This is a genomic window from Pseudomonas sp. HMWF032 (assembly GCF_003060885.1).
Taxonomy (GTDB): Bacteria; Pseudomonadota; Gammaproteobacteria; order Pseudomonadales; family Pseudomonadaceae; genus Aquipseudomonas.
Map to the genome: position 1 here is coordinate 183885 of NZ_QAIG01000012.1, position 14665 is coordinate 198549.

The window sequence follows — 14665 nt, forward strand, 5'->3', positions numbered from 1 at the left end:
TAGAGCATCGCCAGCATGCCGGTCGGCAAATACTGGTTGGCGTAGATCAGCGCCCCCTGGCCGACCGCAATCAAGGCCAGGCTGCCAATCAGTACGCCGCCCCAGTCACTGCGCTGCATGTGCAGTTGACCGCTGAGCAGTACCCAGGCCAGCGCGAGCAGGCCGGCAATCGAGAAGCGCAGGCTGCCGATGACGAACGGCGGCACTTCCAGTAGGAGAAAGTGGTTGGCCAGGTAGGTGGTGCCCCAGCCGATATAGAGCGTGGCAAAGGCGACAATCAGCAGCAGGCTGCGGGTGCGTGATGGTGTGGACATGGTGATCTGAGTTGGCAAGTCGGCAGGGCAGGTGGCGGGAAAAGCTGCGGGGCCCGCAGTAGAGGGCGCCAGTCTAAGCGCGCTGACGTTGTTGTCCAGCCTGCTGCGCACTACAGGATAAAGCGTTAGCCCTCGGCGGGCGCGGGCGCAGCTGAAATAGCCGTGCTGGCTGGAGCCGGCGGCTACCAGCCTGTTAATATCGTGGCCTTGAAAGATTGCCCGTTGCACATTCTCTGAGAGCCGCCATGACCACCGTTCGTACCCGTATCGCGCCGTCGCCCACTGGTGATCCGCACGTAGGCACCGCCTATATCGCCCTGTTCAACCTGTGCTTTGCCCGTCAGCACGGTGGCGAATTTATCCTGCGTATCGAAGATACCGACCAGGTGCGCTCGACCCGAGAATCGGAACAACAGATTTACGACGCCCTGCGCTGGCTGGGCATCGAGTGGAGTGAAGGCCCTGACGTCGGCGGCCCGCACGGCCCGTATCGGCAGAGCGAGCGTGGACATATCTACCAGAAATACAGCGCCGAGCTGGTGGAGAAGGGCCATGCCTTCCACTGCTTCTGCAGCGCCGAACGCCTGGACAAGGTGCGTGCCGAGCAGATGGAAGCCAAGCAGACGCCACGTTACGACGGCCATTGCATGCACCTGCCTGCTGACGAAGTGCAACAGCGCTTGGCCGCTGACGAGCCGAATGTGGTGCGCATGAAAGTGCCGACCGAGGGCGTGTGCGTGGTGCCGGACATGCTGCGTGGCGAGGTCGAGATCCCGTGGGATCGCATGGACATGCAGGTGCTGATGAAGACCGATGGCCTGCCGACCTACTTCCTGGCCAACGTGGTTGACGATCACCTGATGGGTATCACTCACGTGCTGCGTGGTGAAGAATGGCTGCCGTCGGCGCCCAAACTCATCCTGCTTTATGAATACTTCGGTTGGGACAAGCCGCAGCTGTGCTACATGCCACTGCTGCGTAACCCGGACAAGAGCAAGCTGTCCAAGCGTAAGAACCCGACCTCGATCACCTTCTACGAGCGTATGGGCTTTCTGCCGCAGGCCATGCTCAACTACCTCGGCCGCATGGGCTGGTCGATGCCGGACGAGCGCGAGAAGTTCAGCCTCGACGAGATGGTCGAGCATTTCGACATCAATCGTGTGTCCCTCGGTGGGCCGATCTTCGACCTGGAGAAGCTGTCCTGGCTTAACGGTCAGTGGATGCGTGAATTGAGCGTCGAAGAGTTCGCCGCTGGCGCGCAGAAGTGGGCGTTCAACAGCAAGTACCTGATGCAGATCGCCCCGCATGTGCAGGGTCGGGTGGAAACCTTTAGCCAGATCGCACCATTGGCCAGCTTCTTTTTCGCCGGCGGGGTGGCACCGGATGCCGCGCTGTTCGAGCACAAAAAGCTCTCTGTCGAGCAGGTGCGTCAGCTGATGCAGTTGATCCTGTGGAAGCTTGAAGCGCTGCGTCAGTGGGAAAAAGACAAGATCACCGGCTGCATCCAGGCGGTGGTTGAGCACCTGGAACTGAAGCTGCGCGACGCCATGCCGCTGATGTTTGCCGCTGTAACCGGCCAAGCCAGTTCGGTGTCGGTGCTTGATGCCATGGAGATTCTCGGTCCGGACCTGACGCGCTTCCGCCTGCGTCAGGCCATCGAGCTGCTCGGTGGCGTATCGAAGAAAGAGAACAAAGAGTGGGAGAAGCTGCTGGCAGCTATTGCCTAAGCAGCTGAATACCCCGTCCGGCCGTCGTTTTGGCGCGCCGGGATGGGGTAAGTGGTTGTTCTGTCAGCATAAAGAATGCTGATGCGGTAAAAATTTTGTTGACAGGTGTGGGGCGTACTCTTAACATGCGCCCCGTCCTTGAGATGGGGCTATAGCTCAGCTGGGAGAGCGCTTGCATGGCATGCAAGAGGTCAACGGTTCGATCCCGTTTAGCTCCACCATCTTCAAAGCCGCAAGGCTTGCCACAATCAGCTCTTGAAGCTGGTTGTTTGTAGAAGGGTTACGTCCCCTTCGTCTAGTGGCCTAGGACACCGCCCTTTCACGGCGGTAACAGGGGTTCGAGTCCCCTAGGGGACGCCAGTTTCAAAAAGCAGCGCCGGTTTGGGCTGTGAGCCGAGAGGCGATAAATCTGGGGGTATAGCTCAGCTGGGAGAGCGCTTGCATGGCATGCAAGAGGTCAACGGTTCGATCCCGTTTATCTCCACCAATTTTGCAGTAGTTACAACTGCCACGGGGCCAGCGTAAAGCTGGCCTTGTTCTTCGAAGGTTTCGTCCCCTTCGTCTAGTGGCCTAGGACACCGCCCTTTCACGGCGGTAACAGGGGTTCGAGTCCCCTAGGGGACGCCATTTTTACCCGCTCTGCGGGACTTTAAGGGTCATTCATTACTGAATGGCCCTTTTGTTTTTCAGCCGCTGAAAATTATCTGCGCAGTGGGCGCGGGATTGATGCCCGCAACTTTTGCGGTTCTTTCTGTGGTGGGTCAACCCTCTTCCGGTTTTTCCGGCTGGTAGCTTTCCACGCGGTTGCGGCCATTTGCCTTGGCGCGATAGAGCGCCTTGTCGGCGTTTCTAAGCAATTGTTCGCGGTCGCAATCAGCCTCGGGCGTGAGCGCATACACGCCAATGCTCAAGCTGAGTTCAACGTTAAGGTCCTGATGGACACAGGGGTGGCTGGCCACGTCTTCACGTAGTTCCTCGGCAAGATCAATGGCTCCGTCAGTCGTCGTATCACAGAGCACTGCAGCAAATTCTTCTCCACCAAAACGGACCAGCAGGTCATTACGGCGCATGCGCTGCAGCATGCGTTGCGCGGCATGTTGCAGGCAGGCATCACCGACCAGATGGCCGTAGGCGTCATTGACCCTCTTGAAGTGGTCCAGATCCATCATCAGCACTGCTAGCGGCTGCTGGCTGCGTTTGGCCTGTGCCAGCATGCGTTCAAGTTCTTCATTCAACACCTGTCGATTGAAAAGGCCGGTCAGGTTGTCATGCCGGCTCAGTTCAGCCAGTTGTTGGTTGGCCATGGAGAGTTCCTGCAGGGCTTGTTGCAGCGATGCAGTGCGTTCCTTTACACGTGCCTCCAGCCCTCCGTTGATCTGTTGTTGCAGCTCAAGGCTCTTGGCTTGTTCCTGGCGTAGTTGATGTGCGTTGGCCAGCAGTTTGGCTTGGGCGACTTTCTCGGCACGTTGGATCAGTCGTATGCGTAAGCCGAGGGCGATTGAGAAAATCACCAGTTCAAGCAGGCTGCCGATCTGCTGGGCATGCAGGGTGAGCAGGGAGTTGGCGATAAGGCCGGTACCGCTGATGACGCTGAACAGGCTGGCGATGATCAGCATCGACCAGCCCAGTGCAAAGAGCTTGGCGGGTGGGTAACCGTCACGCCAGCGCAGTGTCGTGAAAATCCCGCCGAATACGGCGCAAGCGAGCAGCAGCGCAAAACTGCCGATGAGGGCCACGCTATAGGGGCCCGAGAGTGCCAGCAGCATGACCAGCAGGCTGGCGCCGAGCAGTAGGCGGCAGATCCAGGTATAGGCGTGATGCCTACTCTTCAGGTCAAGTACACCATGGGTGAACAGAATGCCGAAGAAGGTGGCCAGTGCCGAACTGAATGGAAAACTGCGCTGATGCCAGGCCAGCGACTCTGGCCATAGCCATTGCAGGGCAAAGCCCAGCTGGATGAACTGATACAGACTGAAGCTGGCGACAAACAGGCTGTACCACAGGTAGTTGCGGTCATGGGTGATGATGAAGATCGACAGGTTATAGATGATCATCACCAGCAGAGCGCCGAAGAACAGCCCTTGCAGCAGCAACATGCGCTGCTCGTGATGGTTGAATGCTTCAGCACTCATCAAACTGGCGCTGAGGTTGGCTGAACCATCGGTTTGCATGCGCAGAAACAGTTGCCGTTCCTCACCGGCGTTCAGGCTAAAGGGCAACGCCAGCTGCCGGTGATTAATCCAGCGTTGATGAAAAGGCCGTTGGTCTCCAGCTTCGTACACCCGTTCACCATCCAGCCCATAAGCGTCCAGGGTATCGAGTAGTGGATTGCCGATTAGCAAGATCCAGTTGATTGGCGTGTCGGATGGATTGTGCAGGTTCAGGCGCAGCCAGTAAGCATGCTTGCTGTAGCCAAAGCTGGCGTCGCGGCGAGCCACTGGTTGCCAGGCGGTCGCCGGTAGCTGGCGCACGCTGTGGATGTCTGCCTGGCCCAGGGGGTCAGCCCAGACGTGCATGGCCGGGCCAGGCAGGATCGGCGTTTCGCTGGCCTGCAATGGCAAGGTGGCGGCGTGTCCCAATGTGGGCAGTAACAGCAGTAGTAGGCGCAGTAACGCAGTCAAAACAGGCTTTCCGTGGCAAGGTGTTAGCAGGTTCAGCAACGCTGCATTATTGCTCGGCCTTATGACATACCGATAGCTTAGCCGGGGTTGCTTATGAGCCAAAATTTGCTGTATTGCCACGCTCAGCGCGATGCTTGCCTGCATGCGCTGGCCGCTGATCTGTTGGCGCAGATTCAGGCCACGCTAGCGCAGCAGCCCCGTGTTGGGATGATCCTGCCCGGCGGCAGTAGCCCGCAGGCTCTGTTGCCCTTGCTGGCGCAGCAGCTGGGCAGTCAGTGCATTCACCTTAGCCCCAGTGATGAGCGCTGGGTGCCGGCGCAGGCGGCCGAGAGTAACTGGCAGTTGTTACGGCAAGGGTTACCGCAGGCCAATTGTCTGGATCCGCGCCAGGGCGCGACACTGGAGCTATCCGCATTGAGCTGGGGCGAACAGTTGGCGCAGTGGCTGCCGTTTGGCGCAGTGCTGCTGGGTATGGGGGAAGACGGCCATATCGCCTCGCTGTTTCCCGGCATGCCTGGCCTGGCTGGCGCGCTCGATCCGCAAGCCGAGCCTGCAGCTTTGCCGGCCCTGGCGCCGCAAGAGCCGCGTGAGCGGTTGTCGCTGAACCTGGCGATGCTGCAGCGTGGCCAGTGGCTCGGTTTGCTAGCGTTCGGCGAGCGCAAGCGCGAGCTGATTGATGCCGTGCTGGCCGATCAATCTTCGGCTCGAGAGTTGCCACTGTATGCCTGGCTGCAGCGCAGTCCGTTGCCAGTACATATCTACTGGGCACCCTGAGAGCATGTTGAGGTCTGCTGCATATAGGCCGGCTGCGTTAAAACAGGCGCTAAGCCGTTACACTGCAGGCCTGTACCTCGCCGAGAAAGGGAGTAGCCATGTTGCATCCGGTTGTTGAGCAGGTGACCGCAGCACTGGAAAAGCGTTCTGCCAAACGCCGGGAGCGCTATTTACAGCGCTTGACCCAGGCGGCCGCGCGGGCCGCACATCAGACCCTGGGTTGCTCCAACCTGGCCCATGCCCTGGCTGCCCAGCCTGATGACGTGCGCCTGATCATGAAGCAGGGTGGTTCACCGCATGTGGCGATCATTTCCAGCTACAACGACCTGCTTTCGGCCCATGCGCCGCTCAGGGACTATCCCGAACGTCTGAAAGTGGCGCTGGCCAAGGCCGGTGCAACCTCGCAGTTCGCGGCTGGGGTGCCGGCCATGTGCGATGGCATTACCCAGGGCGAAGGCGGCATGCAGCTGTCACTGTTCTCCCGCGACCTGATTGCTCAGGCTGCTGCCATCGGCTTGACCCACGGTATTTTCGATGGCGCGCTGTATTTGGGGGTGTGCGACAAGATCGTCCCCGGCCTGCTGATCGGCGCGCTGCATTTCGGTCATCTGCCGGCCGTATTCGTGCCGGCCGGGCCCATGCAGTCGGGGCTGCCGAACAAGGAAAAAGCCGCCGTCCGCCAGCGCTACGCCCGTGGCGAGGCCAGTCGTGATGAGCTGCTGGCCGCCGAGCTGGCTGCCTACCACCAGGCGGGCACTTGCACCTTCTACGGCACGGCCAATACCAATCAACTGCTGATGGAAGCCATGGGCCTGCACGTGCCGGGCAGCGCCTTTGTCCATCCCTACACGCCGCTGCGCGATGCCATGACTGATGAGGCTGCGCGTCTTGTCGCACACAACAGCCGCCAGGGCGAGCGCTATCTGCCGGTCGGCCAGCAGATTGATGCGCGGGTGCTGATCAACGCGGTAGTGGCCTTGCTCGCCAGCGGCGGCTCGACGAACCATACCCTGCACCTGCCGGCCATTGCCCGAGCGGCGGGTTTTGAACTGAGCTGGGATGATTTCGCCGCGTTGTCCAAGGTGGTGCCGCTGTTGGCGCGGGTGTATCCGAATGGCGCGGCGGACGTGAATCAGTTTCAGGCCGCCGGTGGGCCGGCCTGGTTGCTGCGTGAGCTCCTCGGTGCTGGCTTGTTGCATGACGATGTTGCCACCGCTGCCGGGCATGGCTTGCGTGCCTATACCCGCGAGCCCTGGCTGGAGGGTGATCGTCTGGTCTGGCGCGAGCTGCCGGCGCAAAGCCCGGCTCCGGATATTGTCCGGCACGTGGCCGAGCCGTTTGCCGAGGAGGGCGGGCTGGTATTGCTGGCGGGTAACCTGGGACGCGCCATTCTAAAAACCTCGGCGGTGAATCCGGCGTTCTGGCACATTCGCGCCCAGGCGCGCATCTTCGATTCGGAAGCGGCTGTGCAGGCGGCCTACAGTGCCGGCGAGCTGCAAGGTGACCTGGTGCTGGTGGTGCGCTTCCAAGGCCCACAAGCCAATGGTATGCCCGAACTGCACAAGTTGATGCCGCTGCTGGCCAATCTGCAGCAAGCCGGCCAGCGCGTCGCGCTGATTACCGATGGGCGGATGTCCGGGGCTTCGGGGCAGGTTTCCACCGCCTTGCATGTAACCCCGGAAGCCGCTGCCGGCGGCCCCTTGGCGCGGTTGCAGGACGGTGACTGGCTGGTGCTGGATGCGCAAAACGGATTGCTACAGGTCGAACTGAGCGAGCAACAACTGGCCGCACGGCCATTGGCGTCTGCCAGTGCCGAGCTTGAACTGGGGTATGGTCTGGAAATGTTCGCCGCGCAGCGCCGCCTGGTCGGCTCGGCTGAGCAGGGCGCCAGCAGCCTGTTTGAAGACTGAACGCGACGATTGAATTTGAGAGCGGGGAGCAAGGCATGAGCCTGACGATGGATGTGGTGCTGCAACAGGCCCGCCCGGTATTGCCGGTGTTGGTGATCGACGATATCAGCCTGGCGCTGGACCTGGCCCGCGCGCTGCACACCGGCGGCATTCGTGTGCTGGAAGTGACCCTGCGCACCCCCGGCGCGCTGGATGCGCTGGCGGCGATGCGCAAGGAGTTGCCGGATCTGCTGGTGGGCGCCGGCACCCTGATTCATGCCGAACAGTTTAGCGAGGCCCGCGACGCCGGCGCGCAATTCGCCGTCAGCCCGGGTTGCACCGAGCGCCTGGCCGCTGCGGCGGAAGACTCCGGCCTACCTTATTTGCCGGGGGTGATGACGCCGTCCGAGGTGCTGCTGGCACTGGAATACGGCTACCGCTCGCTCAAGCTGTTTCCGGCCGATGGCGCCACCAGCATCAAGATGCTCAAGAGCTTCAAAGGCCCGTTTACCGGTATTCGCTTCTGCCCAACCGGCGGGGTAACCCCGGATAACCTGTTGGGCTTCCTGCGCTTGCCCAACGTGGCCTGTGTCGGCGGCACCTGGATCGCGCCAAGTAACCTGGTGCGCGCACGTGCCTGGGATCAGATCACCCAGTTGGCCGCCGAGGCGCGCGCCTTGGCCGGTAGCTTGGAGCAGTCGACATGAGTTGGGAACTGAGCAATCCCTTTGTCATTGATATTCAGGTGACGGCCGAGGACATCGACGGCCTTGGCCATGCCAATAATGCGGTCTATGTCAGCTGGTTGGAGCGCTGCGCCTGGCGCCATTCGCAGTTTCTGGGGCTGGACCTGGCTGAGTATCGCCGCCTCGACCGCGCCATGGCGGTGCTGCGCCATGAGATCGACTACCTGGCCAGCGCCTACGAAGACCAGCAGCTGCAGATGGCCACCTGGATTGTCGAGTCCGACCAGCGCTTGAAGATGGACCGGCGCTTCCAGTTGATTCGTCCGGAAGACGGCGTGACCCTGTTGCGGGCGAAAACCACTTTTGTCTGCATCGAACTGTCCAGCGGTAAGCCCAAGCGCATGCCGCCAGAGTTTGTTGAGGGTTATGGCGCGGCCTTGCAGCCACCTTTTCCCATGGAGCTGTGATGCACCGTTGGGCTAATGCCTGAGCGTTTCACCACCCCGCCGCGTACACTACGCGGCGTTTTTCTTCCTGCGGCCTTTAGCTTACGCGCGGCACAGCATCTTCAAGAGACTGCCTATGCAAATCGCCCTGGCCCCGATGGAAGGGTTGGTCGACGAAATCCTTCGCGATGTGCTCACTCAGGTGGGTGGCATCGATTGGTGCGTGACGGAATTTATCCGGGTGACCGAGCGGGTCTTGCCCGTCAGCACCTATGAGAAGCTCGCGCCTGAATTGTTCAGCGGCGCGCAAACGGCCGCCGGCACGCCGCTGCGCGTGCAGTTCCTCGGCTCCGATCCAGCCTGCCTGGCAGATAACGCGGCGTTTGCCTGCACCCTTGGCGCGCCGGTGATCGACCTCAACTTCGGCTGCCCGGCCAAGACGGTGAACAAGTCCCGTGGTGGTGCGGTATTGCTCAAGGAACCCGAGCTGCTCCACGCCATCGTCCGCGAAGTGCGTCGCGCGGTACCGGCCGCGATTCCGGTCACGGCGAAAATGCGCCTGGGTTTCGATCACAAGGACTATGCCCTTGAGTGCGCCGAGGCATTGGCCGAGGGCGGCGCGGCGCAGATCGTGGTGCACGCGCGGACCAAGGTTGAAGGCTACAAGCCGCCGGCACATTGGGAGTGGGTGGCGCGGGTGCAGGACGCGGTGAAAGTACCGGTATTTGCCAATGGCGAGATCTGGACCCTGGATGACTGGCGGCGTTGCCGTGAGGTCAGTGGGGTGGAGGACATCATGCTTGGCCGTGGCCTGGTGGCGCGTCCGGATCTGGCCCGGCAGATTGCCGCTGCCAGGGCCGGGCAGGACGTGGTTGCCATGAGTTGGGCGGAGCTGCAGCCGCTGCTGGCGGATTTCTGGCTGCAGGCGCGGCGCAAAATGTCACCACGCTACGCACCGGGTCGGCTCAAACAGTGGTTGGCCATGCTGACCCGTAGCTACCCCGAAGCCACCGCGCTGTTCAATCTGCTGCGCCGCGAAAACGATTGCCTGCGTATTGATGGCGTGTTCGGTATCCCGTGTGCCGAGGTAGAGCCTGTCGAGCAGGCCAGTGCTTGACGATCTGCCAGCCCGTGTCCGTACTGCCGCTCTGGCGCTGTGCAAAACATGCAGCACTTGAAATTTTTCTGAGTCACCACATGTTCAGTGATGTGGGATGCCGAAGTCGGGTCCTGCGCTTACTCACTCGCTGAATCTCAGGAGATTTTTTATGAGCACTGCATTTTCCATGACTCCGCTGTTCCGTCAGTCCGTTGGCTTCGACCGGTTTAATGATCTGTTCGAGTCGGCCATGCGCAACGACGCGGGTAGCAGCTATCCACCCTACAACGTCGAGAAATATGCCGACGACCAGTACCGCATCGTGGTTGCGGCCGCGGGTTTTCAGGAGGCTGACCTTGAGCTGCAGGTCGAGCGCGGTGTGTTAACCGTCAGCGGTGGCAAGCGCGACGCCAGTGCTGAAAATGTCACCTATCTGTACCAGGGCATCGCCCAGCGCGCCTTCAAGTTGTCGTTCCGCCTGGCCGATCATATCGAAGTTAAGGCCGCCAGCCTGGTGAATGGTTTACTGAATATCGACCTGGTGCGCATCGTGCCTGAAGAGGCCAAGGCCAAGCGGATTCCGATTGGTAACGGTGCTGTACTGCAGCGTTAATCGGTTCGCGATGGTAAGCAAGGGCACCGCTGAGGTGCCCTTGTTGTTTACAGGGTCACGGGCAGGCGGTTGTCGTGCAGCAGTTGATGGAACTGCTCAAGCGGTACCGGTTTACTGAACAGGTAGCCCTGGTAGTGGTGGCACCCCTGCTGCTGGAGAAAGTCCAGTTGCTCGATCTGTTCGACCCCCTCGGCAATCATGTCCAGTTTCAGGCTGCGGGCCATGGCGACAATGGCGCGGATGATTTCTGCGTCGTTGGCGTCCAGGGTGGCGTCACGGACAAAGGATTGGTCAATTTTCAGGACATCCACCGGCAAGCGCTTGAGGTAGGTCAGTGAGCTGTAGCCTGTACCGAAATCGTCCATGGCGAAGGTTACGCCCAGGCGCTTGAGACGGTTCATTTTGGCGATGGTGTCGTCGATGTTCTGGATCACGATACCTTCGGTGATCTCCAGTTTGAGCATATTGGGCGGCAGCTGGCTGCTGGTCAGGCTGCTTTCTACCAGCTCAACAAAATTATGTTGGCGGAATTGGCGTGGGCTGATGTTCACGCACAGGCTGAATTGTCGAGTATTGAGCTTGTTCTGCGCCAACAGCTGGGCGCAGGCGTGGCAGGCTTCGGCGAGTACCCAGCCGCCGACTTCAAGGATCATCCCGCTTTCTTCAAGGATGTGGATGAACATCGCGGGTGATTGCGCCCCCAGCGTCGGGTGAATCCAGCGCAACAGGGCCTCAGCGCCAATGATCTGGTTGTTGCGTGCGTCTACCTGGGGCTGGAAGTACAGTTCGAATTCGCCTCGGGCCTGGGCCAGGCGCAGGTCGTTCTCCAGGCGCAAGCGTTCACTGGCGGCCTTCTGCATGGTGTTGCGAAACAGCTGAATGCAGTTGCGTCCAGAGTCTTTAGCCCGGTATAGGGCTATGTCGGCGCGCTTGAGCAGGTCTGATGGGGTTTCGCCATGGTCGGGGATCAGCGCGATACCGATGCTCGGGGTGACCTGCAGCTGATGGCCATCGAGCAGCATGGGTTCGGCCAGTAAGCGACGTAGTTTTTCCGCCATGCTCCGTACTTGGGCGACCACCGCTGAGCGATTTCCCTCCAGGCCGGAAATCAGCACAACAAACTCATCGCCCCCTAAGCGGGCCACCGTATCTTCCTGGCGCACGCTGGACTGCAGGCGTGTAGTGACCAGTTTGAGTACGGCATCGCCCACGGGATGACCGAGCGAGTCATTGATGTGTTTGAAGTGATCCAGATCGAGAAACAGCAAGGTGCCGCGCAGTTGATGGCGTTTGAGCAGGGCGATCTGCTGGGTCAGTCGATCCATCAGCAGGGCGCGGTTGGGTAGATTGGTCAGCGAGTCATGGTAAGCCAGGTGCTGTACCTGGGCCTGGGCATCCTTCAGCTCGCTGATGTCGCGTGCAGTCAGCAGCAGGCAGGGTGTGTTGTTGAGTTCGATGGGTTCGACTGATACTTCAACCAGCTTGGTTCGTCCGTCCCGATGACGACCGCGCATCTCCATGTGGTAGACGTGACCATCGTGCTTGAGTCGGTCCACCATCCGATCGCGTTCGGCCAGATCGGCCCATACCTGGAGGTTGATGGCGCTTTGACCGATCACTTCTTCGGGTTTATAGCCTGTCAGGCGGGTGAAGCCTTCGTTGACCTCTATGTAACGTCCACTGTCGCGCTCGGAAATCGTGATGGCGTCCGGGCTTGAGTGAAATGCCAGGGCGAACTTTTCCTGGCTGGCTTGCAGTTGCGCCTGGGCTTTCTGGCGTTCGCTGATGTCGCGAAAGGTAGTGAGGATACAGCTTTGCTCATTAAGCATGATCGGCCGTGAGGACACCACGCAGGTAATCAGCTGGCCGTGTTTGTCGAGGAAATCCGCCACCTCATTGTCCAGGCTTTGGTCGCGCTGCAACTTGTTATAAAGGTGGGTGCGCTGGCTCAGGTCAGCCCATAGATTGAGCTCGGTCATCTTGCGCCCGACCACTTCGTCAGGTTGCCAGCCGAAGGTCTGACTGAAGCTGGAGTTGATCTCCATGGCAAAGCCATCCGGCAGCGTTGTGAGTGCGACAGGATCAGGGCTGGCCTGAAACAGGCTGGCAAACTTGGTTTCTGAGGCCGCGAGGCTTTGTTCGCGGCGCACCCGCTCACTGATATCGATAAGGATTCCAGCCATGCGCTCAGGCTGACCTTGAGCGTCACGGTAAAGCTTGGCGGTGCTTTCCAGGTAGTGCACTTCCTGGTTGGCATAGATCGCCCGGTAGGTGACCTGATAAGCCTCACTGCTACCTTCAGCCAGTGCCTGGTAGTGCTTGCGCATGGCATGGCGATCCGCCAGGGGAATGCAACTGAAGAACTTGCGGAAGTCGTCGTGAAACGGCTCTTCTTTCAGACCGTGTAGTTTGGAAGCACGGGCCGAGCCAAACAGCATGTTGCTGGGGATGTGCCAGTCCCAGGTGCCCAATGCAGCCGAGTCCAGCGCCAGGTCAAGACGTTCCTGGCTGTCCTTCAGAGCCTGTTCCTGCTGACGTTGCAGAGTGATATCACGCAGTGAGAGCACCAGGCATGGCACCCCGGCCAGGTTGATTTCACCGCCAAATAACAGGTTTCTGCGAATACTGCCGTCACGATGATAAAGCGGGACTTCCAAGCCATTCAGCGTGTTGTTGTGCACGGCACTCATCATCCGTTGACGGTCCTTGAGGCAGGCCCAAATCCCCATCTCCAGAGAGGTTCGGCCCAAGGTCTGGGCGCTGGTCCAGCCGAATTGATGCTCGAAGCCGGCATTGATTTCGATAAAGCGTCCGCTGGACTTTTCGGTGATGACAACTGCGTCAGGGCTATAGTTGAAGGCCTGGGTGAATTTCTCCTCGCTGCTACGCAAGGCTTGCTCGCTGGCTTGTTGTTGGGTGATATCACGGATCACGCCGATGATCCGCTGTTTGCCATCGGCACCCTGCTGCAGGCTGCCGCTGATCTCCAGCCAATGCAGGCTGCCATCAGGCCAGCGAATACGATGGCGAAAGGCACGTGTGCTGGGGGCGCCGGTGAACAGTTGCTCGAAGCGTTGGAGAGTTGCCGGGCGGTCTTCTTCAGGGATCAGTTCGATGTAGTCGATCTGTTTTTGCAGTGGCTGTTTGGGGTCGAGGCCGAACAGGGCCTGGGCTCCCCGTGACCAACTGACTCGGCCGCTTTCGATGTCCCAGAGCCAAGCACCCAGTTTGGCGTCATTGAGCGCTCGCAATAGATGTGGCGCATCGTTCCAGGTGCTTTCGAATTCGGCAGGATCCAGTGCCGGGATAAACGGCAGTGGCGGACGGCGATCACTGGATTTAGCCACGACAAACGCTTCCTTTGCATGCGTGGGTTTCCTGGTCGCTGGCTGAGCAACGGGGCAGAGTCATGCAGAAACCTTTCTTATCGTTATAAGCCCACGTTAGCCCTTAGTCGCTGGCCATTGCAAGGCCATCACGGTGAGCATCCAGCAGGTTCATAAAGGCTCGTGCAGCGTTGGAAAGGGTACGCTCGGTATGGCTGATATAGCCCAACTGACGGGTCAGCTGGATGCCCGGTAATGGCAGGCGCGCGACTTGGTCATCGAGCATGGTACGTGGCAATACACTCCAGGCCAGTCCGATGGACACCATCATCTTGATGGTTTCCAGGTAGTTGGTGCTCATGGCGATATTCGGCGTCAGCCCCTGGGCTTCGAACAGACGCCGCACAATGTGGTGGGTAAAGGTGTTGCCGCCGGGAAATACCGCCGGGTGATGCGCCACATCGGCCAGGCTGATCGCCTGGCTGCGTGCCAGCGGATGCTCGGGGGCGGCGACGAAATCCAGTGGATCGTCCCACACCGCCACGGCATGCACCGGTTCGCGGGTTTCCGGGGCGAGGGTGATCACCGCCAGTTCAGCGCGGCCATGCAGCACTTCCTCATAGGCCACCTCGGAGTCGAGAAACTGGATATCCAGGGCCACCTGCGGGTGCGCGCGGGTAAAGGCGCGCAGCAGCGGTGGCAGGCGGTGTAGGCCAATGTGGTGGCTGGTGGCCAGGGTCAGGCGACCGCTGATCTCGCCATTCAGGTTGGTCAGCGCGCGGCGCGTATCATCGAGTACGTTGAGTATTTGGTAGGCCCGCGGCAGTAGGGCGCGGCCGGCTTCAGTCAGGCTGACCTCGCGGCCCAGGCGATCGAACAGGCGCACACTCAGCTGCTGCTCCAGACTGGCGATGCGTTTGCTCACGGCCGGCTGGGTCAAAAACAGACGCTCTGCCGCTTCCGAGAAGCTACCGAGTTCGGCAATGGCGATAAAGGCATTGAGTGTGGCGAGATCCATGTGGCAAGTCCTGGCGGGCGAGTATGTGGATTGGCGTCAGCATGCCGTAGTCGCATTCCTATTTGGAATCCTTTGAATAAAAAATATGAATTTGAGTAATTTCACTCAAGCTCATAGGATTGCCGCATAAGCCAAAGGGCTATTCGCCCATG

General features: G+C 60.1%; 11 protein-coding genes and 4 tRNA genes. 11 read left to right on the top strand and 4 right to left on the bottom strand.

What is annotated here, in order from left to right; translation table 11 throughout:
• Window positions 1-314, bottom strand: a 314-nt coding sequence (locus tag DBR00_RS21180) for an EamA family transporter (protein ID WP_256583058.1), incomplete at its 3' end; no start/stop codon positions are given.
• 245 nt (window positions 315-559) lie between these two features.
• Between DBR00_RS21180 and gltX the strand changes: the two genes are divergently transcribed.
• The 5 genes from gltX (at window position 560) to DBR00_RS16865 (ending at window position 2668) form a co-directional block, all read left to right on the top strand.
• Window positions 560-2041, top strand: a complete 1482-nt coding sequence (gene gltX, locus DBR00_RS16845; protein ID WP_108489069.1) for a glutamate--tRNA ligase — start codon at window positions 560-562, stop codon at window positions 2039-2041.
• Between the two features lie 145 nt (window positions 2042-2186).
• Window positions 2187-2262 (top strand) — tRNA-Ala (locus DBR00_RS16850).
• A gap of 63 nt (window positions 2263-2325) precedes the next feature.
• Window positions 2326-2401 (top strand) — tRNA-Glu (locus tag DBR00_RS16855).
• Between the two features lie 51 nt (window positions 2402-2452).
• Window positions 2453-2528 (top strand) — tRNA-Ala (locus tag DBR00_RS16860).
• Window positions 2529-2592: 64 nt separating this feature from the next.
• A tRNA-Glu gene (locus tag DBR00_RS16865) sits at window positions 2593-2668 on the top strand.
• Between the two features lie 134 nt (window positions 2669-2802).
• On the opposite strand, the gene DBR00_RS16870 is transcribed toward DBR00_RS16865, so the two are convergent.
• A complete protein-coding gene (locus tag DBR00_RS16870) occupies window positions 2803-4662 on the bottom strand; it encodes a GGDEF domain-containing protein (protein ID WP_256583059.1) in 1860 nt (619 codons plus the stop codon).
• 93 nt (window positions 4663-4755) lie between these two features.
• Between DBR00_RS16870 and DBR00_RS16875 the strand changes: the two genes are divergently transcribed.
• The 6 genes from DBR00_RS16875 to DBR00_RS16900 all read left to right on the top strand — a co-directional run bounded on the left by DBR00_RS16875 (window position 4756) and on the right by DBR00_RS16900 (window position 10169).
• Window positions 4756-5436, top strand: coding sequence for a 6-phosphogluconolactonase (locus DBR00_RS16875; protein ID WP_108489071.1), 681 nt, complete (start codon window positions 4756-4758; stop codon window positions 5434-5436).
• A gap of 101 nt (window positions 5437-5537) precedes the next feature.
• Window positions 5538-7346: a phosphogluconate dehydratase gene (gene edd / locus DBR00_RS16880; RefSeq protein ID WP_218276634.1), complete on the top strand. Its 1809-nt coding sequence runs from the start codon at window positions 5538-5540 to the stop codon at window positions 7344-7346.
• Between the two features lie 35 nt (window positions 7347-7381).
• On the top strand, window positions 7382-8032 hold the full coding sequence (locus DBR00_RS16885) for a bifunctional 4-hydroxy-2-oxoglutarate aldolase/2-dehydro-3-deoxy-phosphogluconate aldolase (RefSeq protein ID WP_108489073.1): 651 nt from the start codon (window positions 7382-7384) through the stop codon (window positions 8030-8032).
• A complete protein-coding gene (locus DBR00_RS16890; RefSeq protein WP_108489074.1) occupies window positions 8029-8478 on the top strand; it encodes a thioesterase family protein in 450 nt (149 codons plus the stop codon). The genes DBR00_RS16885 and DBR00_RS16890 overlap by 4 nt, the downstream gene beginning before the upstream one ends.
• Window positions 8479-8593: 115 nt before the next feature.
• A complete protein-coding gene (locus tag DBR00_RS16895) occupies window positions 8594-9574 on the top strand; it encodes a tRNA-dihydrouridine synthase (protein ID WP_108489075.1) in 981 nt (326 codons plus the stop codon).
• 151 nt (window positions 9575-9725) lie between these two features.
• Window positions 9726-10169, top strand: a complete 444-nt coding sequence (locus DBR00_RS16900) for an Hsp20 family protein (protein ID WP_108489076.1) — start codon at window positions 9726-9728, stop codon at window positions 10167-10169.
• 47 nt (window positions 10170-10216) lie between these two features.
• Here the strand turns inward: DBR00_RS16900 and DBR00_RS16905 are convergent, their stop codons facing one another.
• Window positions 10217-13516 carry a PAS domain S-box protein gene (locus DBR00_RS16905; protein ID WP_108489077.1) on the bottom strand — a complete coding sequence of 1100 codons (3300 nt, stop codon included), beginning with the start codon at window positions 13514-13516 and terminating at the stop codon, window positions 10217-10219.
• Window positions 13517-13619: 103 nt separating this feature from the next.
• On the bottom strand, window positions 13620-14513 hold the full coding sequence (locus DBR00_RS16910) for a LysR family transcriptional regulator (RefSeq protein ID WP_108489078.1): 894 nt from the start codon (window positions 14511-14513) through the stop codon (window positions 13620-13622).
• Between the last annotated feature and the right edge of the window lie 152 nt (window positions 14514-14665).